At 72.3% G+C, this 21,346-nt stretch carries 17 protein-coding genes; 6 read left to right on the top strand and 11 right to left on the bottom strand.

What is annotated here, in order from left to right; genetic code table 11:
* Window positions 1-88: 88 nt before the first annotated feature.
* From tdh to ACIBEJ_RS29710, 5 genes are all read left to right on the top strand, one after another.
* A complete protein-coding gene (gene tdh / locus ACIBEJ_RS29730) occupies window positions 89-1,114 on the top strand; it encodes an L-threonine 3-dehydrogenase (RefSeq protein ID WP_397186160.1) in 1,026 nt (341 codons plus the stop codon).
* Between the two features lie 32 nt (window positions 1,115-1,146).
* A complete protein-coding gene (locus ACIBEJ_RS29725) occupies window positions 1,147-2,319 on the top strand; it encodes a glycine C-acetyltransferase (protein ID WP_397186159.1) in 1,173 nt (390 codons plus the stop codon).
* 17 nt (window positions 2,320-2,336) lie between these two features.
* Entirely contained in the window at window positions 2,337-3,242 is a 906-nt protein-coding gene (locus tag ACIBEJ_RS29720; RefSeq protein WP_397186158.1) for a LysR family transcriptional regulator, read from the top strand.
* Window positions 3,243-3,302: 60 nt separating this feature from the next.
* Window positions 3,303-3,893, top strand: coding sequence for a TetR/AcrR family transcriptional regulator (locus ACIBEJ_RS29715; protein ID WP_397186157.1), 591 nt, complete (start codon window positions 3,303-3,305; stop codon window positions 3,891-3,893).
* A gap of 69 nt (window positions 3,894-3,962) precedes the next feature.
* Complete coding sequence (locus ACIBEJ_RS29710) at window positions 3,963-5,171, top strand: cytochrome P450 (RefSeq protein WP_397186156.1); 1,209 nt, start codon at window positions 3,963-3,965, stop codon at window positions 5,169-5,171.
* An 87-nt stretch (window positions 5,172-5,258) separates the two neighbouring features.
* Here ACIBEJ_RS29710 and ACIBEJ_RS29705 read toward each other — a convergent pair whose 3' ends face one another.
* The 7 genes from ACIBEJ_RS29705 to ACIBEJ_RS29675 form a co-directional block, all read right to left on the bottom strand.
* On the bottom strand, window positions 5,259-6,875 hold the full coding sequence (locus tag ACIBEJ_RS29705) for a GTPase (RefSeq protein WP_397186155.1): 1,617 nt from the start codon (window positions 6,873-6,875) through the stop codon (window positions 5,259-5,261).
* Window positions 6,872-8,590: an ABC transporter gene (locus ACIBEJ_RS29700; protein WP_397186154.1), complete on the bottom strand. Its 1,719-nt coding sequence runs from the start codon at window positions 8,588-8,590 to the stop codon at window positions 6,872-6,874. Before ACIBEJ_RS29700 ends, ACIBEJ_RS29705 begins: the two co-directional genes overlap by 4 nt.
* 9 nt (window positions 8,591-8,599) lie before the next feature.
* Window positions 8,600-9,256, bottom strand: a complete 657-nt coding sequence (locus tag ACIBEJ_RS29695; protein ID WP_397186723.1) for a response regulator transcription factor — start codon at window positions 9,254-9,256, stop codon at window positions 8,600-8,602.
* A gap of 65 nt (window positions 9,257-9,321) precedes the next feature.
* A complete protein-coding gene (locus ACIBEJ_RS29690) occupies window positions 9,322-10,707 on the bottom strand; it encodes a sensor histidine kinase (protein ID WP_397186153.1) in 1,386 nt (461 codons plus the stop codon).
* Window positions 10,707-11,393, bottom strand: a complete 687-nt coding sequence (locus ACIBEJ_RS29685; protein WP_397186152.1) for a response regulator transcription factor — start codon at window positions 11,391-11,393, stop codon at window positions 10,707-10,709. Before ACIBEJ_RS29685 ends, ACIBEJ_RS29690 begins: the two co-directional genes overlap by 1 nt.
* A gap of 17 nt (window positions 11,394-11,410) precedes the next feature.
* Complete coding sequence (lhgO, locus tag ACIBEJ_RS29680) at window positions 11,411-12,601, bottom strand: L-2-hydroxyglutarate oxidase (protein ID WP_397186151.1); 1,191 nt, start codon at window positions 12,599-12,601, stop codon at window positions 11,411-11,413.
* Complete coding sequence (locus ACIBEJ_RS29675; protein ID WP_397186150.1) at window positions 12,598-13,599, bottom strand: NAD-dependent epimerase/dehydratase family protein; 1,002 nt, start codon at window positions 13,597-13,599, stop codon at window positions 12,598-12,600. The genes lhgO and ACIBEJ_RS29675 overlap by 4 nt, the downstream gene beginning before the upstream one ends.
* Window positions 13,600-13,682: 83 nt before the next feature.
* Here ACIBEJ_RS29675 and ACIBEJ_RS29670 point away from each other — a divergent pair, with 83 nt between their 5' ends.
* Window positions 13,683-14,057, top strand: coding sequence for a hypothetical protein (locus ACIBEJ_RS29670; protein ID WP_397186149.1), 375 nt, complete (start codon window positions 13,683-13,685; stop codon window positions 14,055-14,057).
* A gap of 620 nt (window positions 14,058-14,677) precedes the next feature.
* Here the strand turns inward: ACIBEJ_RS29670 and pip are convergent.
* The 4 genes from pip to ACIBEJ_RS29650 form a co-directional block, all read right to left on the bottom strand.
* Window positions 14,678-15,631 carry a prolyl aminopeptidase gene (pip, locus tag ACIBEJ_RS29665; protein ID WP_397186148.1) on the bottom strand — a complete coding sequence of 318 codons (954 nt, stop codon included), beginning with the start codon at window positions 15,629-15,631 and terminating at the stop codon, window positions 14,678-14,680.
* A gap of 34 nt (window positions 15,632-15,665) precedes the next feature.
* Window positions 15,666-18,533 (bottom strand): SCO7613 C-terminal domain-containing membrane protein, encoded by a 2,868-nt coding sequence (locus ACIBEJ_RS29660; protein WP_397186147.1) that lies wholly within the window; start codon window positions 18,531-18,533, stop codon window positions 15,666-15,668.
* 561 nt (window positions 18,534-19,094) lie between these two features.
* Entirely contained in the window at window positions 19,095-20,072 is a 978-nt protein-coding gene (locus ACIBEJ_RS29655; protein ID WP_397186146.1) for a hypothetical protein, read from the bottom strand.
* Between the two features lie 37 nt (window positions 20,073-20,109).
* Entirely contained in the window at window positions 20,110-21,345 is a 1,236-nt protein-coding gene (locus ACIBEJ_RS29650; RefSeq protein ID WP_397186145.1) for a polysaccharide biosynthesis C-terminal domain-containing protein, read from the bottom strand.
* Between the last annotated feature and the right edge of the window lies 1 nt (window position 21,346).

Here is a 21,346-nt window from a genome sequence, read left to right as displayed (position 1 = left end):
CTGTGGGGGGAGTTAAGGAAACCTCGATGGACACGCGCGAAGCCCGCCGGGCACAGTGCGTAAGGTTCAGACGAGGGGGTTGGTTGCCATGAAGGCGCTGGTCAAGGAGCGGCCCGAAGCGGGGCTGTGGCTGAGGGACGTGCCGGAGCCGACGGTGGGGCCGGGTGAGGTGCTGATCAAGGTGCTGCGTACCGGCATCTGCGGCACCGACCTGCATATCCGGAAATATGATGACTGGGCGCGGCACACCCTCGACCTCCCACTCATCGTCGGGCACGAGTTCAGCGGGACCGTGGTCGAGGTCGCGCCGGGGGTCGAGGACATCAAGGTCGGCGACCTGGTCAGCGGCGAGGGGCACATCGTCTGCGGCAAGTGCCGCAACTGCATGGCCGGTCGCCGCCACCTGTGCCGCAACACGATCGGCCTGGGGGTCAACCGCGACGGCGCCTTCGCCGAGTACGTGTCGATCCCGGCCACCAACGTCTGGGTGCACCGGGTGCCGGTCGACCCCGACATCGCGGCCATCTTCGATCCGTTCGGCAACGCCGTACACACGGCTCTGTCGTTTCCGCTGGTCGGCGAGGACGTGCTGATCACCGGCGCCGGGCCCATCGGGCTCATGGCCGCCGCGGTCGCCACGCACGTCGGCGCGCGCAACGTCGTGATCACGGACGTCAGCCCGGAACGGCTGGACCTGGCGGGCAAGCTCGGCGTCACCCTCGCGCTCAACGTCGCCCAGACGCCCATCGCCGACGGGATGAAGGACCTCGGCATGCGCGAGGGGTTCGACGTCGGGCTGGAGATGTCCGGCAACCCTCGCGCCATGCGCGACATGATCGCCACGATGACCCACGGCGGGAAGATCGCGATGCTGGGGCTGCCGTCGGAGGAGTTCGCGATCGACTGGTCCACGGTGGTGACGTCGATGATCACCATCAAGGGCATCTACGGCCGGGAGATGTTCGAGACCTGGTACAACATGTCGGTGTTGCTGGAGAAGGGCCTCGACCTCTCCCCCGTGATCACCGACCGCTACGGCTACCGCGACTTCGACGCCGCCTTCGACACCGCGGCCAGCGGCCGTACCGGCAAGGTCATCCTCGACTGGGAGTGAACGCCCCGCCGTACCCTGATCATGGAGGTTTGATGTTTTCCACCGTCCGCGAGCAGTTGCGCGTGACCCTCGACGAGATCACCGAGGCCGGGCTGCACAAGCCCGAGCGGGTCATCAGCACCCCGCAGAACTCCCACGTACGCGTGGGCGAGGCCGAGGTCCTGAACTTCTGCGCCAACAACTACCTCGGCCTGGCCGACAACCCCGAGGTCGTCGCGGCGGCGCAGCAGGCGCTGGAGCGGTGGGGGTTCGGGATGGCGTCGGTGCGCTTCATCTGCGGCACGCAGGAGGTGCACAAGGAGCTGGAAACCCGCCTGTCGGACTTCCTGGGCATGGAGGACACCGTTCTCTACAGCTCGTGTTTCGACGCCAACGGCGGCGTGTTCGAGACGCTGCTCGACGCGCAGGACGCGGTGATCTCCGACGCGCTGAACCACGCGAGCATCATCGACGGCATCCGGCTGTCGAAGGCCCGCCGCCTGCGCTACGCCAACCGGGACATGGCCGAGTTGGAGGCGCGGCTCAAGGAGGCGTCCGACGCGCGGCGGCGGCTGATCGTCACCGACGGCGTGTTCTCCATGGACGGATATCTCGCCCCGTTGCGGGAGATCTGCGATCTGGCCGATCGGTACGACGCGATGGTCATGGTCGACGACTCCCACGCGGTCGGCTTCGTCGGCCCCACCGGCCGCGGCACGCCGGAGCTCCACGGCGTCACCGACCGGATCGACATCATCACCGGCACGCTCGGCAAGGCGCTCGGCGGCGCCAGCGGCGGCTACGTCGCGGCCCGCAAGGAGATCTGCGAGCTGCTGCGGCAGCGGTCGCGGCCCTACCTGTTCTCCAACTCGCTCGCGCCCGTCATCGCCGCCGCGTCCCTGCGCATCCTCGACCTGCTGGAGACCTCCAGCGAGGCCCGCGAGCGGTTGCGCGCCAACACCGAGCGCTTCCGCGGCCGGATGACCGAGGCCGGGTTCGACATCCTGCCCGGTGAGCACCCGATCGTGCCGGTCATGATCGGCGACGCGGCCGAGGCGGGCGCCATGGCGGAGCGGCTGCTCGGGCTCGGCATCTACGTGATCGGCTTCTCCTACCCCGTCGTGCCGCACGGGCAGGCGCGCATCCGCGTGCAGCTCTCGGCCGCCCACTCCACCGAGGACGTGGACCGCGCCGTGGACGCGTTCATCACGGCACGCAACGGATAGACCCTATGCTCGGCCGCGTGATAGAGACGCGGCGCCTGCGCACGCTGCGCGCGGTGGCCGACCACGGTACGGTCACCGCCGCGGCGGCGGCCCTTCACCTCACGCCGTCGGCGGTGTCCCAGCAGCTCGGCGCGCTGGAGCACGAGGTCGGGCACCGGCTGTTCATCCGCGACGGCCGCGGCGTGCGGCTCACCGCCGTCGGCCGCATCATGCTGGCCCACGCCAACGAGGTCCTCGCCCAGCTCGAACGCGCCGAGGCCGAGGTCGCCGCCTACACCACGGGCGCGGCCGGCGAGGTCAGCGTGGCCTCGTTCGCCACCGCCATCGCGGCGCTCGTGGCGCCCGCCGTACGCACGCTGCGCGAGCGCGCGCCCGGCCTGGACGTGCGCGTCCGCGACGCCGAGGGCGACCACAGCCTCACCATGCTCCTGGACGGCGAAGCCGACCTGGCCATCGCCGTCGAGTACCGAGGCGCACCGGCCGACCAGCGCCTGACCCGCGTCCCCCTGTACGCCGAGCCGTTCGACCTGGTCCTACCCACGCGCCACCCCCTGGCGGGCACCGGCGGCGTCGTGCTGGCCGAGCTGGCGACCGAGAGCTGGATCGGCCCTTACCCGGGCAACCCGGTGCACGACGTCATCGCCGTGGCCTGCGAGCAGGCCGGGTTCACCCCGGACTTCGCCCACTCCTCCGACGACTTCCGCGCGGTCGTGGCGCTGGTGGGCGCGGGTTCGGGGGTGGCGCTGGTGCCCCGTCTCGCGCTGCGCGACCTGGATCTCACCGGCGTCGTGGTCCGGGAGGCGCCGGGGCCGGAGCGCCGCGTGTTCGCCGCGGTGCGCAGGGGCGCCGAGCACCATCCGCTGCTGCGTCCCCTCCTGATCACCCTGGACGCGACCGCCACCGATCTCTTCCCCACCCCTTGACCACATGAAATATCGGGCAGAGGATATATATAGGAACCCCGATATAACGGAGGTGTCGCCGTGGCGACGCAGGATCAGCGGCGGGCCGAGACCCGCACCCGGCTGATCGACGCCGCCGCCGACCTCTTCGCCAGAAAGGGGTTCCACGCCGTCTCCGCCGAAGCGGTCGCCGAAGCCGCCGACCGGACCACCGGCGCCCTCTACAACCACTTCGGCGGCAAGGAAGGTCTGCTGCTGGCCCTCCTGGAGGTGTGGAAGAACCAGACCGCGGCCGACCTGCTCGCCGGATTCGAGGAGATCACCGAACTCGACGACCGGCTGGCCGCCCTCTTCGACGTGCTCACCCGTGACGAACCAGATCGCGGTGCGGCCTGGCTCCTCCTCGAACTGGAGCTCTGGCTGCACGGCGCGCGCGATCCCCACATCGGCGAACCGCTGGCCAGGCGCTACGCCGACATCCGCACCCGACTCGCCGAGGGGCTGTCCGACTGGGCGGCGGCCGCGGGCGTACCGCTCAGGCGCTCGCCTGAGCAGACCGCCGTGGCCGTGCTCGGGTTGCTCATCGGCTGCGCGGTGCAGCACCGCCTCGACCCACCCGCCGTCGAGCGGGCGGCCGTGGTGCTCGCCCTGCGCGACCTGCTCGGCTTCTGACCCCCACATCCGGTACGGCGCCGCCGTACCCGAGACCAGGCCCCGAACCCCCGCGCCAAAGGGAGCCCGATGCGCATCGACCTGCTCGAGAACACCTGGGAACGCCACGTACCCCACGACCAGTTCGCCTACCTGCGCCGCAACGCGCCCGTCTACTGGCACGACGTCCCCGACGACACCGGCTTCTGGGCGCTCACCCGCTACCACGACGTGAAGGCCGTCAGCCGCGACGCCAAGACGTGGTCCACCGAACTGGGCACCACGTTCATCAGGACGCAGACGCCCGAGTTCATCGAGATCGCCAAGCTGACCCTGCTCAACATGGACCCACCCAAGCAGACCCGCTACCGGCGGCTGGTCAGCGCCGGGTTCACGCCCAAGATGATCGCCAAGCTGGCCGGGACCGTACAGGCGCGGGCCGAGCGGATCGCCGACGGCGTACTGGAACGCGGCGGCGAGGTCGAGTTCGTCACCGACGTCGCCGAGTACCTGCCGCTGCAGATGATCTGCGACCTCATCGGCGTCCCCGAGAGCGACCACCACCTGATCTTCGACTGGTCCAACCGCATGGTCGGCTTCCAGGACCCCGACTTCCGCACCACCCCCGAGGACGGCGAGATCGCGGCGGCCGAGATCTTCGCCTACTGCGACGCCCTCGTGGACGAACGCCGCACGCGGCCCCGCGACGACATCCTGACCGCGCTGGTCCAGGCCGAGGTGGACGGCGACCGGCTGACCAGGGAGGAGATCGACTCCTTCTTCGTCATCCTCTGCGTCGCCGGGAACGAGACCACCCGCAACCTCATCGCCCACTCCATGAACGCCCTCATCGACCATCCCGCCGCCTACCGCGAACTCGCCGGCAACCTGGGCGACGAGGCGTTGTGGCGCAGCGCGACCGAGGAGTTCCTGCGGTGGGGCTCGTCCATCCACAACTTCCGCCGCACCGCCACGGCCGACACCTCGATCTCCGGCCAGCCGATCCGCGCGGGCGACAAGGTCGTCACCTTCTACGCCTCGGCCAACCGCGACGAGACCGTCTTCCCCGACGCCGACCGCCTCGACCTGCGGCGCACCCCGAACGACCACGTGACGTTCGGCGGCGGCGGCCCCCACTTCTGCCTCGGCGCCAACCTGGCCAGGCTGCAGATCATGTGCATGATCCGCGAACTCGTCCGCCGCTTCCCCGCCGCCACCCACACGGGACCGGTACGGCGGATGCGCTCGGACTTCATCAACGGCATCAAGCACATGCCCCTCGCCTTCACCCTCCCCTAACCCCGTCCCCCTCTGCCCCGAACCCCGGACACACCCGCGCCACGCTCGGGCGGCTGGGCCGGGGCGCCGGGCAACAGTGGGGGTGGGTCAGGCGCGGGCTTGGGTCAGGGCGGTGGTGAAGGCGGTGTGGCGGTCGAGTTCGGTGGTTACCGGGTCCAGGACGTCGGCTCTGGCCACCTCGGCCACGGCGGTTCGGAGGGCTCGGGCGGTTTTGCGGGCTCGCCGCCGTCCGCCGATCCAGGCGGCCAGCCGGGACAGCAGGGCCACCAGTACTCCGGTCAGCGCTCCCCCCACCAGCAGCACCGTCGGCCACGGCACCTCCAGCACCGTGGGCGTGGGCAGCTCGGGCAGCCGCAGGTAGTCCAGGCCGAACAGCACGCCCAGCCACAGCGCCCCCGCCGCCATGGCCGCGAACACCGCCCACTGCACCACCCCCACGACCCGCCACCACCGAGGCCGCCGGGCCGCGCTCAGCGACGTGGTGGACACCGCCTTGTCCAGCGCGTCGGCCAGCTCGCCCGCCCGCGAGCGCGCCGCCCGCCGCACCGCCGCCGCCCAGGCCCCGGGCAGCCCCTCGGCCGCCGCCTCGCCGACGTCCCTGATCGCGGTCTCCACCTGCGCCTTCTGTACGGCCGAAGCCTCCGGCAGCGAGGTCTTCCCCACGATCTCCCCCCGAGTCGGGGACCCGATGCGCAACCGCCGCAACGGGTCAGGCCGGAACCGCCGTACCCACCGCGTCACCGGCCACCCGGTGGCCACCACGGCCCGGTGCCGATGCGCCTTCCCCACGGCCTCGACCACCAACGGCACCCCGGCCGCCGAACTCAACGCCCCGATGAGCGCCTTCTCCACCCCGCCGGCCAGCCGCCCCTTTTCAGAAGCAGCATCAGAGCCGGCGCCCCCAGCCGAGGTGGCCAGGGCGTCGGCGGCGGTGGCGACGTCGGCCGACAGCCGGCCCGCCCAAGCCTGCCGGTCCGCCACCTTCTCCCCCAGCAACGCCCGCAGCTCAGGCACCCCGTCCCCAGTACGAGCCGACACCCCCAGCACGGGCACCCCGTCCAGCCCGTCACCGGAAAGCAGCCGCCGCAGATCGTCCAGGCACCGCGCGACGGCCGCAGGCGGCAACCGGTCGATCTGGTTCAGCACCACGACCATCACCTCCCGGTGCCTGGCCAACGGCCTGAGGTAGCGCTCATGCACCGCCGCATCCGCGTACTTCTGCGGATCCAGCACCCAGACCAGCAGATCGACCACCTCGACCAGCCGATCCACCTCAAGCCGATGCCCCAGCTCGATGGAGTCGTGGTCGGGCAGGTCGAGCAGCACGAGCCCGGACAACGTCTCAGCGGCGACCGCGTGGCGGCGCGGGATCTCCAGCCAGTCGAGCAGCGGTCCCGCCCCGTCGCCCTCCCACAGCGCGGCCTGGGCGGTGGAGGTGGTGGGGCGGGTGACGCCGACGGTGGCGAGTTCGGCGCCGGTCAGCTCGTTGAACAGCGACGACTTGCCGCTGCCCGTGGCTCCGGCCAGGGCGGCCACGGTGTGGGAGACGGACAGGCTCCGCCGTACGCCGGCCCGGTCGGCGACCTTGCGGGCGGCGGCGACGACGTCGGCGGGCAGCCGCCCCTCGGCCAGGTCGGCCGCCTCCAGCAGGGCGGTCAGCCGATCGTCCAGGGACGGGGACGGCCCGCGGCGCAGCAGCTTCACCCCTCCTCACCTCCGGCGGCGGGCAGGTCGTGGCGGTGGGCGGCGATGTCGGCGGCGGCGGTCCTGAGCGCGGCGGCCGTGTCGGGCGGCGGCTCGGCGTCGGCCAGGAGCGCGGTGAAGCGCTCGGCCTCGGCGTCGAGCAGCGTCTGGACGCGGGCGCGCAGGTCGTCGCGGGCCTTGGTGGTCAGGGTACGCACCGCCTGGTCACCGAAGATCGCCTCCAGGAGTTTCTGCGACAGGACGCTCGTCCCTCCGGCGATGCCCACCTCGATCCCGGTCAGTCCTCCGGTGGAGGCGAACACGGCCAGCATGACCAGCAGCCCCGCCCCGTTGACGCCGAAGGAGGCCATCCGCGCGGTGGTCCGCTTGGCCGCGCCCTCCTGCCGCACCAGGTCGAGGACGTAGTCCTGCCATCCGCGTACCGCCTTCTCCGCGGCGGGGGCGAGCGCGGCGGAGGCCCGGCCGAGCCGCGCGGCCTCGACCGCGCCGACCCGGTCGAGCAGTCCGGGCCCGCCGGGCGCGGCGGACCAGCCTTCGAGCGCCCGCTCCGCCGACCCGTCGGCGGCGCCCCTGATCAGCGCCTCGACGCCGCTCTCCAGGGCGTCACGGAGCTGGGTGGCCTGCGCCTTGCCGGTGAAGAAGCCGACGATCCGGTCGCGCAGCCAGCCCACGCGGCTCTCCAGCGAGCGCATGAGGTCGCCGGTCCCGATGAAGTCCTGCCAGCGGGCCATCACCTCGCCGCGCAGCAGCGACCCGTCCCGCATTCCGGCGTCGAAGTCGGACATGCCGCCCGCGTACGCGGCGGTGACGATGGAGCGCAGGGCGGCGAAGCCCTCCTGCTGGCGTTCGACGGCGTCGGCGAGGGCGGGGACGCGGGCGGCCAGGCTGTCGAGGGCGCCGGAGAGCGTCTGGCGGACGACGCGGGAGCGTTCGGCGGCGTCGGCGGCCAGTTCGGTGAGCCAGTGGACGATGGGGCGTACCGACTCCTGCGGCAGCCTGGCCTTCTCGTCGGGCAGGACGGATTCCCGCACGGTGAAGAGCTTGGTGCCGCCGAGCCCGTTGGCCTCCAGGAGGCGGGTCAGGTCGGCGGAGACCGCGGCCATGGCCTCGGGCGGGACCCGGTCGAGGACGACGGCGAGAGCCGTACTCCTGTCTCGGGCCGAGCGCAGGAAGCTCCAGGGCACCTCGTCGGCGTAGCGGGCGGCGGTCGTGACGAAGAGCCAGAGGTCGGCGGCGGCGAGAAGCTGGGCGGCGAGCTGCCGGTTGGCGGTGACCACGGAGTCGATGTCGGGCGCGTCGAGCAGCGCGAGACCGGGCGTCAGCGTGTCGACCGTGACCACGCGCAGCGCGCCCGGGCTGTCGCCGGTGGCGCGGGAGAGTCCGGGCAGCACGTTCTGGCCCATGAACCAGGCGTGGTCGGCGGGGCTGACCGCGAGCGTGGGCACGAGCGTGGTCGGCCGCAGCACGCCGGGCTCGGCGACGTCGGCGCCGGCCAGGGAGTTGACCAGCGTGGACTTGCCCGCGCCCGTGGAGCCGCCGACGACGGTCAGCAGCGGCGCGTCGATCGAGCGCAGCCGCGGCAGCAGGTAGTCGTCGAGCTGGCCGGTCAGCTCCTGGAGCGCGAGCCGGTCGGCCGCCGCCGGTCCGATCGCGAGCGGGAAGAGCTCGCGGTCGAGCCGGTGGCGCAGTGACTCTAACGCGCTCACCAGTTCCATGAGGACACGCTAACCGGCGGAGGGCTCCCTCAGCACGTAACCGACGCTGCGCAGCGTGTGAATGAGCCGCGGCTCGGTGTCGTCCATCTTCCGCCGCAGGTAGGACACGTAGGACTCGACGACGCCGGTGTCACCGCCGAAGTCGTAGCTCCAGACGTGGTCGAGGATCTGCGCCTTGGACACGACCCGCCCGGCGTTGGACATGAAGTAGTGCAGCAGCTTGAACTCCGTCGGCGACAGGTGCACGCTCTGCCCGCCCCGCCACACCTCGCGCGTCTCCTCGTCGAGCTCGAGGTCGCCGACCTGCAGCCGCTTCGGCGGCGTGATCTCCCCCCGGGTACGGCGCAGCACCGCGCGGATCCTGGCCTGGACCTCTTCCAGCGAGAACGGCTTGGTCACGTAGTCGTCGCCCACGGCCAGCCCGGTGATCTTGTCGTCGGTGGCGTCCCGGGCGGTCAGGAACAGCACGGGCGCCGAGATCCGCCGCGCCACCTCGAACCCGTCGAGGTCGGGCAGCATGACGTCCAGCACGACGAGGTCGGGCGAGGAGCGCTCGGCGATCTCGACGGCCTCCCTGCCGTCGGCGGCGGTCAGCACCTCGAACCCGGCGTAGCGCAGGCTCTCGGAGAGCAGATCCCTGATGCTGGGCTCGTCGTCCACCACCATGATCAGGGCCTCTGGGGTACTCACAGCCACAGGGTGCCCGAGCGACCTTAGGGAAAGCTGAAGGGTCACTCCAAGTCGAGTGGGAGTTCCACCCTGAAGACCGAACCGGCGCCGGGCGTGCTGCGCACCACCACGTCGCCGCCGTGCGCCCGCACGAGCGCGCGGACGATGGCCAGGCCCAGCCCGCTGCCCCGGTCCTCGCCCGAGCGGCGCGAGCGGGCGGAGTCGGCCCGGTAGAAGCGCTCGAAGACCCGCTCGACCTGCTCGGGCGTGAGCCCCGGCCCCTGGTCGGCGACCTCGACGAACACCTTGCTCCCGCCCGTCCCGGCCCTGACGACGACCGGGGTGCCGGGTTCCGTGTGGTGCAGGGCGTTGGACATGAGGTTGGCGACGACCTGGCGCAGCCGTACCTCGTCGCCGGAGACGATCAGGGCGGCGTCGCCGACGACGTCGAGCTTGACGTTGCGGTCGGGCGCGAGGATGCGGGCGTCGTGGACGGCGTCGGCGGCCAGCGCGAGCATGTCCACGGGCCGCATCTGCAGCGGCCGCTGCTGGTCGACGCGGGCCAGCAGCAGCAGGTCGTCGACGAGCAGGCTCATCCGGCCCGCGGCCTTCTCCACGCGCCGCATCATCTCGGCCGGGTCGGCGCCGGGGTTCTGCCTGGAGTACTCGGCGTACCCGAGGATGGAGGTCAGCGGGGTGCGCAGCTCGTGGGAGGCGTCGCCGACGAACTGGCGCATGCGGTCCTCCGAGCGCCGGGCGGCGGCCTCGGAGGCGGAGCGGGCGGTGAAGGCGGACTCGATCTGGGCCAGCATGCCGTTGATCGCGGTGGCGAGCCTGCCGACCTCGGTGCGCGGGTCGCCGTCGGGCACGCGGCGGCTCAGCTCGCCTGCCGCGATGGCACCGGCCGTACGCTCGATGGTGATGAGCGGGCGCAGGCTGCGGCGCACGAGCGCGACGCCGACGACGGCGAGGATCAGCAGGATGCCGCCGCCCCCGAGCGACTCGATCAGCACCAGCCGCCGGGTGATGTCGCGGACCTCGGACAGGTCCACGGCGACGGTCGCCTCGCCGTGCGGACTGGTGGTGCGCAGCACCCGCCACTCGCCGTCGCCACTGACCGCTGGCACGGTGACGGGCGTGCCCACGACCTCCGTCGGCGCCGGCTTGGCCTTGAGATCCACTTCCCTGACATTGGTGTACGGCGGCGCCGTCCGCCCGTCCGGCCACCGGACCATGACGATCGTGTCGGACTCGATGAGCAAGCCCTTGCGGCCTTTGTCCAGCTTGTTCTGGACCCGCTGGGACAGCAGCACGATCTGCCCGTCCACCCGGTCGATGAGGTAGCGGTGCAGCACCGAGACGCTGATCACGCCGATGAACGTCAGCCCGATCCCGAGCAGGGCGAGCATCGCGGCGATCAGCTTGATCCTCAGCGGCAGCCTGCGCATCAGGGCCCCGGCGGCAGGCGCAGGACGTACCCGACCCCGCGCAGGGTGTGGATGAGCCGCGGGTTGCCCTTGTCGATCTTGCGACGGAGCACCGACACGTACGACTCCACGATGCCGACCTCGCCCCTGAAGTCGTAGTCCCAGACGTGGTCGAGGATCTGCGGCTTGGACAGCACCCGTCCCGCGTTGGTCATGAAGTAGTGCAGCAGCTTGAACTCCGTCGGCGACAGCGGCACCAGCCGTCCGCCGCGCCACACCTCGTGGCTCTCCTCGTCGAGCTCGATGTCGGCGAAGGTGAGCCGCGGCGGCGGCGCCTGCGCGCTGGTACGGCGGAGCACCGCGTGGATGCGCGCGATCACCTCTTCGAGGCTGAACGGCTTGGTCACGTAGTCGTCGCCGCCGAGCGTCAGCCCGCGGATCTTGTCCTCGGTGCCGTCACGGGCGGTCAGGAACACGACCGGGGTGGCCGCGCCGCCGCTCCGCAGGCGTTTCACCACGTCGAACCCATCCATGTCGGGCAGCATGACGTCGAGCACCACGAGGTCGGGACGGTGTCGCTGCACGGCGGCGACCGCCTCGTGCCCGCCCCTGGCGGTCAGGACGTCGAAGCCCGCGAACTTCAGGCTCGCGGCGAGGAGGTCGAGGATGTTGGGGTCGTCCTCGACGATCAGCAGGCGTGATTCCATCACCCCTAAGGATGCACTCACCTGGTGGGTGCTGGAACAACTCCCGCGATATGCCGCGCAATGGCCAGACTCGACGTGGCCGCAGGAGACGGTGCGTTTCTCACCAAAACCACCTTTCCATGGACATCGACCACGAAGTCATCCACCAGCGCGCCGTCCCTGCCCACGGCCTGGGCGCGGACGCCGCCGTGCGCCCGTTCCAGGTCGGCGGCGGTCAGGGCGGGCACGTAGCGGCGGGCGGCGTCCAGGAACGCCTGCTTGACCAGCGACCCGTAGACCTCCTTGACGCCGGTGCGCCAGTGCTTTCTGGCCATGCGCAGGGTGCCGGGCCAGGTGAGGATGCGCCGGGCGTCGCGGACGTCGCGCCACGTGTAGCCCTCGTAGGCCAGGGCCAGCACGGCGTTCGGGCCGACGAGGACCTCGCCGTCGATGTGCCGGGTCAGGTGGACGCCGAGGAACGGGTACCTGGGGTCGGGAACCGGGTAGATCAGGCCCCTGACCAGGTCTTTGGCAGATCCGGCCAGCGAGTAGTACTCGCCGCGGAAGGGGACGATGCGGACGTCGCCCTGGCGGCCGGCCATGGCGGCCACCGCGTCGGTGCCGAGTCCCGCGCACACCACCAGGCGGTCGAAGGCGAAGATACGCCTGGCGGCCAGGACCTCGACCTTTCCGGCCCGTTCCCTGATGGCTTTGACGGGGTGCGCGAGCCGTACCGAACCTCCTTGCTCGGCCACGTCCTGCACGAGGCGGCGCGCGACGGCGGGGAAGTCGGCGATCGCGGTGTGCGGCGAGTGGATCGCGGCCACCCCGACCGCGTGCGGCTCGATCTCGCGCAGTGCGAGCGCGTCGAGCTCGGCGATGCCGGGCACGCCGTTGTCCCTGGCGCGCGCCGCCAGCGCGGCGAGTCCCGGCCGCTCGTGCCGTCCCGCCGCGACGACGAGCTTCCCGGCCTCCTCGTACGGCAGGCCGTGCTCGACGCAGTAGGCGCGCAGCATGGCCACGCCCTCACGGCAGAGCCGTGCCTTGAGCGAGCCAGGAGGGTAGTAGATGCCCGCGTGCACGACGCCGCTGTTGTGCCCGGTCTGGTGGACGCCCACCTGGTGCTCCTTGTCGAGCACGGTGACCTCGGCGCCCCTGACCCGGGCCAGTTCGCGGGCCACGGCCAGGCCCAGGATGCCGGCGCCGACGACCCCAATCTTCTCCGTCACGGGGCTAGTCTGCCGATTCTCCGGGCGTTCAGGTGACCTTCGGCCGACAGCCAGCGCAATGTATCCGAAACGGTGTCTTCCACCGGGCGCAGGGTGACGCCGAGGTCGTCCAGCGTGGCGCGGTCGTCGGTCGGCACCAGCGTGAGCATGAAGTCGGCGGCGTCGCGGGTGAGCGGGTACGGCACGTGCTTCACGCGCTTGACGGCGTCGAGGGCGGCGGCGAGCGTACGCAGGAGGGCGGCCGGGACCGGGAACCTGCGGGCCCTCCTGCCGGTGAGGTGCTCGCAGAGGTCGGCCAGTTGCCGCCAGGTCTGGAAGTTTCCGCCGATCAGGTAGCGGCGTGCGCCTCTTCCCGGCGTCATGCAGCGGGCGAGGGCGCCGGCCAGATCGCGTACGTCCAGGACGCCCACCCCGCCGGGCACCATCGGCCAGCCCAGCGCGACGCCGGCGCGCAGTCCCTCGTTGAGCGCGTCGACGGTCGGCTGGTTCGGGCCGACGACGCCGCCCGGGTAGACGATCGTGACGCCGTCGAGGCTCCTGGCATACAGCTCGCCGGTGACCTTGGAACGGCCGTAGCCGTTGCGCGGCCCGGCCAGCGGGGTCCGCGTGGTGATGACCGGATCGGCGGGCGGGACGAAGACGGCGACCGTGGAGACGTGGACCACCGGGTCGAGGCCGAGTTCGACGGCCTGGCCCAGGACGTTCTTCAGGCCGGTGACGTTGGCGCCGTCGAGGTCGGCGGCGTGGCCGGTGACGCCCATGTCGGCGGCGGCGTGCAGGACGGCCTGGCACGCGGACAGCGCCTCCCGGACCTGTCCGGCGTCGCGGATGTCCCCGACGTGGACCGGGAGGTCGGGGTTGATGTGGAGACGTTGGAGGCCCCGAGCCGCCTTTTCCGGATTTCTCACGAAAAGGTGGGGCTTGTGGCCTTCGTCCAGGAGGGCAGCGACCGCGTACGAGCCGACGAACCCCGAGGCGCCGGTCACCAAGACGTGCATGCTTTGCAAGCTAGCGCTTACTTGGTTTCCCGTACAGGCCCCGCCTCCATGGACCGCGAGTCGAACATGAGTACGATGGACGTATGTACGTCCCGCCCGAGTGGCCGGCCGAGGTCCGACCGCCCAGCGTGCCCGACTGGGAGACCTCGGCCGTGGCCTGGTTGCTCGACGCCGTCCCGCCCGACTACCGGGCTCACGAGGTGCTGCGCCGCCACCCCATCGCATTGGCCAGGATGGCGGTGCACCACGTCAACTCGGCCATCGAGGCCGCCCGCGCCGGCTACCGTGGCGCCGCCGTCGACCTGAAGGGCCACCTGCCGCCGCACGCGGTGGAGGCGGTGCTGGACGTGTACCGCGAGGAGGGGCCACGCCTGGTCCGGTTGTCCCGGGCGATCGACGCGGTGGAACGCGCACTACGCGGCGAAACCTTCACCGCCACCCTCCGCCACCCCCACTAACCCCACCCAACCCCAGGGCCCCAACACCCCACACCACGGACAACCCGAACGCCCCAACCCCGCGGGCCCCAACACCCCGCCCCCGGACCTCGCGGGCCCTCGGCCGCCCCGCGCGCCGGACACTCGGACACCCGGACCTCGCGGGCCCTCGGACGCTGCGCGGGCGCCGGACACTCGGACAGCCCGGACCTCGCGGGCCGCAGTCACACCCGCATACCCGGGCCCCACAGGCACCCTGGACACCCCGACATCCGGACACCCGGACTCCGCAGGTCCCGGGCGCCCAGCGACGGGTGCTCCGGCGGCGCCCCCACGGGTTGGCGCATGAGGTTGGTCGCGGGGTTGGCGTCGCGACCGGGGGTTGGGGATGCGGGGCTGGGGTTCGGGGTTGGGGGTTGGAGGTGGGGGTTGGCGTCGCGACTTGGGGTTGGCGTCGCGGGTTCGCGTCGCGACTCGGGGTTGGGGTTGGCGTCGCGGGTTGGGGTTGGCGTCGCGGGTTCGCGTCGCGACTCGGGGTTGGGGTTGGCGTCGCGGGTTGGGGTTGGCGTCGCGGGTTCGCGTCGCGACTTGGGGTTGGGGTTGGCGTCGGGGGTTGGGGGTTGGGGGTTGGGGTGGGGTGGTTAGGGGGTGTGTGGGTTGAGGGCGGTCATGACCTCGGCTTGCATGGTCGGGCTGCCCGTGTGTCCCGAGTCCTCCACCACGACCACCCGGGCATCCGGCCACACCTGGGCCAACTGCCAGGCGTTCTCCAGCGGCGACCCCAGGTCGAACCGGCCGTGGATGAGCACCCCGGGGATCCCGGCCAGCTTGCCCGCGTCCCTGAGCAGGACGCCCTCCTCCAGCCACGCCCCGTTGGCGAAGTAGTGCGCGCAGATCCGGGCAAAGGACTGCAACGCCTCGGACGGCCGGTTGGTGTAGGCGTTGGGCCGGCCGTTCGGCTCCAGGGAGATGACCGAGTCCTCCCAGGTCATCCAGTCGTTCGCCGCCTGGGCCCGTACCTCGGGATCGGGGTCGGCCATGCGGCGGCCATAGGCGGCCAGCAGCTCCGGGACGGTGCCCGACGCGCCCTCCGGCGCCCCCGCGCGAAAGCGCGCCCGCTGCTCGGGGAAGAAGCGGCCGACGCCGTCGTACAGCCACTCGATCTCGTAGCGGCGGGTCATGGTGACGCTGACGAGCACGATCGACGACACCCGCTCGGGGTGCGCCTGCGCGTAGGCGAGGATGAGCGTGGAGCCCCAGGAACCGCCGTAGAGCAGCCACTTGTCCACGCCGAGGTGCTCGCGCAGCCGTTCCATGTCCGCGATGAGGTTCTGGGTGGTGTTGGCGGAAAGGTCCGTCGCGGGGTCGGCGGCGAGGGGACGGCTGCGCCCGCAGTTGCGCTGGTCGAACAGGATGATGTTGTAGTGCTCCGGGTCGAACCCGCGCCGCTGGTTGGGCGAGCATCCCCCGCCGGGACCGCCGTGGACGACGAGCGCGGGGCGGCCGTCGGGGTTGCCGCAGGTCTCCCAGTACACGAGGTTGCCGTCGCCGGTGTCGAGATGTCCGTGGTCGTAGGGCTCGATCTCAGGAAACATCCGCCCAAGCTACAACAGCACTGTTACATCGACCCTACTTGAGCTTGACCACGGCCTCCTTGAGCCGGACGAGATCCCGCTTGCGCGCCTCATACGTGGCGCCGACCACCAGCAGCAGCAGGCCGCCCACCGCGATCGGCACCCACCGGGGCAGCGCCGTGACCAGCCCGGCGATCCAGGGCGCCAGCTCACGTACCGCCACCACGCCGAGCGTGAGGGCGCCGAGCAGGGCGGGAGCCTGCAGCCGGTACCGGGCGCCGGCCACGGTGACCGCGAGCGCCGCCGCCCCCAGCAGCAACGACCGCGCCGCCGTCGGCTCGGCCAGCAGGCTCGGCCCGAACGTGAACAGCAACCCCGCCCCATAAGCCTTCCACGACGACGCCTCCCGCCCCCGCAGCAGGCCGATCCCGAGCAGTACCAGCGAGAACGGCAGCGTGTAAGCCTCCACGACCGTCACTTCCTCCGCCCACAACCGCAGCCAGGAGGCGGCCAGCAGGAACCCGGTCCCCAGATACCCCACGCCCGGCGCCCGCCTCCACGCCGCCGCGCCCACCGCGACGACCCCGGCTCCGGCGCAGACGAGGCTGGCCGTACGCAGGCCGTGGGCGGCGGCGACCACGGCCACCTCGGTGACGGCCAGCACGCTCGCCAGCACCACCCCGGCGACCCCGCCGCGTCCCCACAGGCTCGTGCCCGCCGCGATCGCGGCCAGGACGGCCAGCGTCATGATCGTCCCGGTCTGCGTGGCCGCCGCGCTCGCGACCGACAGCACGCCCAGCCACACCGCCACGCCGACCGCGAGATCACCCACCCGCGGTCCCTGCCCGCCCGCCGTGCCGCGCCGGGCCGCGAGCACCGCCGCCACCGCCGTGGCCAGGACGATCAACCCCAAGCTCACCTGGTACGGCAGGCGTACCGTCACCGGCACCACGGCCACCAGCACCCCGCCCACGACCACCGCGAACGCCGGCCGGGTAGCCGCGACCAGCACACACCCGGCCACGAGAAGCGCCACCAACGCCCAGGGCCGCGCCTCGGTCAGAGACGGCACCCCGCTCCAGGGGTGGGCGAGGCTCCAGGGATGGGCCAGCCCCGCGAAGTTCGCCACCCCACGCACCACCACCTCCCCGGCCGCCAGCACGGCAAGCCCGGCCAGCACCCCAGCCAAAACCCGCCCAAACCGCCAGCCAGCAGCACCCACGACCTTGGGCTCCCCGACCGGCTCCGCGCCGACCGCCGCCTCGGGACCTCCCACCGGCACCGCGCGCCGCGCCTTGAGGTCTCCCGACGCCTCCCTGGAGTCGTGCGGCCGGTCCGTGCCCATCGCCGCCCTGGGGTCGCCGGGCTGGTCCGTGGTCTTCGCCGTTCCGGTGTTCCCCGGCTGAGCGGTGTCTGTGGCTCGGATCGGGTGTGGCGTGCCGTACCAGCCGAGCAGGGCCAGTGCGGCGCCGGAGGCGAACCCGAGCGCGCCCGCGTCGAGCACGCCCACCCCCAGCCCGTAGAGGACCGCCCACACCAGCCCAGACCCGCTCAACGCGGCACCGGCCAGCGCGGCCGGGCGGCGGTACAGGATCGCCCAGGTCACCAGCAGCACACCGAGCACCGTGTACGTGGCCACCTCGGAGGCCAGGCCCTCGGCCAGCGCGAGCACCGCGGCCGTCCCCGCACCCCAGGCGGCGGCCGGATAGCGGGTCGCGGCCGCACTGAGCGCCACCGCGACCAGCAGCGGCACCCCGGCCGAGGCCGGGTGGCCGAGCCAGAAGGCCCCCGGCACCAGCAGCAGCGCCAGCAACCCGAGCACGAGCCCGGACCCGAGCACCGTCCCCGAGATGTCGGAGGCCGGCACCCTAGGCGCCAGCACGCTCCACCGCCGGGCCGCCACCACGCACACCACGGCCGCCACCGCCAGGAACACGACGCCCGGCCGAGCGAGCGCGAGCTGGTCGGCCTCCCACCGCACACCCGCCCAGACCGCCGACACGTTGCGGAACGGCATGAACAGCGCGTTCAGCACGATCGGCACCAACGGCAGCGCGCCAAGCGCGACCATCACCGCGCCGGAGACCACTCCGGCCCGCCGGATCGCGACCGGCAGCCACAGCGCCGCGACCATGACGGCCATCGCCGCCAGCGGGTACGGCAGCAGTTGCCACGAGGAGCCCAGCGACGGCCGCACCGGCGAGCCCAGCGCGAACATCAGGGCCAGCCCCGCCATCCCCAACGGCAGCCAGCGCATGAGGGGCACAACCCGCATCCCGACATGTACGCCGATGGCCGCCAGAACCACCAGCAACCCCGCCGGAGCCCACACCGGCTCCCCCACCACCGACTCCACGGCCGCCACGAACAACGCCCCGAACCCACCGATCCCCAGGCAGATCGCCGCCGTCACCCGGATCTCGTTCCGCTTGGCCCGGCTCCAGACGACGGCATCGAGCAGGGTCGTGGCGGTGAGCGCGGCGGCGATCCCGGTAGCGGTCGAACCGAACCACATCACCAGCGGCGCCTGGGCGAGCAGGATCGCGATGATCGGCGCCACCCGCAGCGGCAACACCCGCCCGTAGACGGCCGCCCCCGCCGCGACCACGGCGACAACCCCCGCGCCGTAGTCAACCCAAGACACCCCGCCGAGCAGCCCGACCCGGTGCGCCGCATACCCGTCCAGCGCCAGCAGCGCCAGCGCCAGCACCCCGACGGTCTCGGCCGTGGCCGTCAGCCCACGCCTGAGCAGCAGCGCCGGTACGGCCAGCGCCACCCCGGTCACCACGGCCAGAATCGCGCCCCGCCCGGCGATGCCCAGATGCCCCCAGCTCACGACGGTGAACACCACGGCCGCGACGGTCAGCAGAAGCCCACCGAGGATCAGCAGCAGATTCTGCGCCGTCCGCCGGGAAACCTCCATGCCCGAACCACCAGGCCGCCCCGGCATGCCGGGCATACCCGAACCGCCGGGAGCACCCGAAAAGCCCGACGCACCCGGGCCACCCGCCACCCCGGGCCCAGCAGGCCGACCCGGAACACCGGCGGCACCCGAACCGCCCGGCACGCCCGAAGCGCCGGGTGAACCCGGCGCACCAGGCGCACCCGAACCGTCCATGAAACGGGGAGCACCCGAGACCACCGGCACACCGGGAACCGCCGTGGACGCCCGCCGCAGCCGAGCCCGTTCCTCGCGCAGCAACCCGAGCAGGTTTCCCCGCCGCCGATGCAGGTCCGCCTCCCGCATCCTGAGGTCGGCGAGGGCGGAGTCCACCAGCCACAACTCCGCCGCCACAGGCCCGGCCAGCGGCAGCGCGCAGCGCGGGCAGGCGCTTGGGGTGCCGGGCAGCGGAGCCCCGCAGTCAGGGCACACCATCACCCGAAATTTCCCACCATCAGGATGCATAGTGAGAATGATGCCGCCACACCGCCACCCAGCACCTGGGTGAACGTACTCAGACGTACCTGGGTGGTCCTGCTCAGATCACCGGCTACGGCGCGCGATCACCGCGATCACCGCAGTGGCTCCGACCGCGGCCGCCAGCCAGATCAGGATGTCCTGCCCGGAAAGCCCACGTTCGACCGGCGCGGTCTCGGCCGCCGCCACCGACGCCTTCTTCGAGGGAGCAGGCGTGGCCTTGGATGGGGACGAGGCCAGCGCCCGCTCCGGCAGCGGCACCCGGTACAGCGGGCTGCGCGCCCCCTCCGACCCGGTCAGCAACGCCCTGCCGTCCCCCGTGTACGCGATCGACTCGGCCTGGTCCAAAGGCGGCATCGAGACCTTGGTGATCACGTCGCCGGAAGGCCGGTAGAGCGTGGCGGAGAAGTACGTCCGCACGACATAGGAGGACCCGTCCGGCGCGTACGCCGCGTCGGTGGCCATCATGGGCGCGGCGGCGACCTTGCGCAGGATGTTCACCCGCCCGGTCCGCAGCTTCAGCGGCGCCTGGTACACCGCGCCGGAGAACTCCTTGGACACCACCGACAACCGCCCGGTCCTGGGGTGCACCATGATCCCCTCGGCGTTGCGCGCCCCGTCGGCGTACCGGAACCGGTAGCGCACCGCGGGCACCGTGGCGCCGCGCAGCGTGGCGGGTTCCATCACCTTGTAGATGGAGATGTCCGGCCAGGCGCCGTCCAGGTTGTCCCCGATGTCGGCGAACCACAGCACTCCCCGCCCGGTCGCGGGGTCCTTGGAGGCCGCCATCGCCTCCCAGTCGCGCGCCTGCGCCCCCGACACCCTGAAGGCCGCCTTGGTACGGCCGGCCCCGTCCACCGCGAAGAACTGCGGTGCCGCGGCGCTGTCGTTGTGCGTGTAGTAGATCCCGTCATGCGTTGGCGAGACGGCCAGCCCGCTCGACTCCGTGATCCGCGCGTCGCGGAAGGTGAACAGCTTCTCCTCCGCCTCATCGGCCGCCGCCATCGCCGGCGCAGCAGGCAGCGCGCAGGCCAGTACGGTCACGGCAATCGCCCTAATCCAGACATCCCCCACCCTGACATCATGCCCGCTGCGCGGCCGTGACCATCCCCACCTGGGCACTGTGCTTGCGGAACCCCCAGCTCTGCAACGCATAAAGCAGGACGTTCACCGCCGACATGGACACCCACAACCCGGTGATCCCCCACCCCCGCGCCACCGGTATCGCGGTCAGGACGAGCAGGCCGTACCCGATCGCGAAGTAGACGAGCGAGACGCCGGAGCGTTTGAGCGCCGACAGCCCGAAGCCCCGCACGGCCTGCGCGGCGTCCGCCATCGACGACAGCAGCATCAGCGGCACCAGCGCGAGCACCGCCGCCCGCACACCGGGGTCGTCGCTGAAGAGGCGGGCCAGCGCCTGGCCGGAGACCAGCAGCACCAGCCCGCCGACCGCGGAGGCGCTCACCGCCAGCAGCGCAGCGCGCCGGTTGACCAGCCGCACCCCGGCCGGGGTGGTGGCCCGCGCCATCTCCGGCACCGCCGCCTGCGCCACCGCCATTGAGGCCACGAACGTGAACCCGGTCAGCGCCACGAGCACCGAGTGCGCGGCGGCGGCGCGCACGCCCGTCAGCGTCGCGGCGAACGTCACCACGCCGAGCGCCCCGAACTTGATCAGCACCGTGCCCGCCAGCGGCAGGCTGACCCGCGCCAGCGCGAGGATCTCCGCCACGCGCGGCCTGGCCTGCCCGACGGGCCGGCCGAGCGCGCGGCGCAGGCAGAGGTTCGAGACGAGCACGCCGGCCAGCCCGGCCGCCAGCCAGGCCACGCCCATCCCGTCGAGCCCCCAGCGCGGCACCAGCACCAGCGTCAGCACGATCACCGTCGCGGTGTTGGCCAGGCTGGACCAGAGCACCTGCCGCGACCGTCCGAGCGCGACGAGCACGGTGGTGGCGCCGCCGTTGGAGGCCAGGACGAGCAGATCGAGCGCCAGCAGGTACGGCACCAGCCCCAGCTCGGCCACGATCCCGGCGGGCACCCCCACGGCCCCGGCCAGCCACGGCACCCCGAGCACCGCCAGCGCCCCGGTGAGGCCGACGACCAGGGTGAGCCAGCGCGCGTCCCGCAGGATCGGCACCGCGCGTACCGGATCGTCCTTGTGCGGCGCGACGAACGGCATGAGGCCGCGCAGCGCGCCGACGACCGCGGTGGCGGCGGGGTTGAGGACGGCGGTCATGACCGCGAAGGCGGCCAGCGTCACGGGCGCGTGCCGGCCGAGCGCACCGGCGACGACCAGCGAGCCCACCATCCCGGTGACCATC

Source organism: Nonomuraea sp. NPDC050790, from assembly GCF_044456745.1.
Lineage (GTDB): Bacteria > Actinomycetota > Actinomycetes > Streptosporangiales > Streptosporangiaceae > Nonomuraea.
Note: the sequence above shows the minus strand (reverse complement) of the source record. Positions and strands in the feature narration are given on the sequence as shown.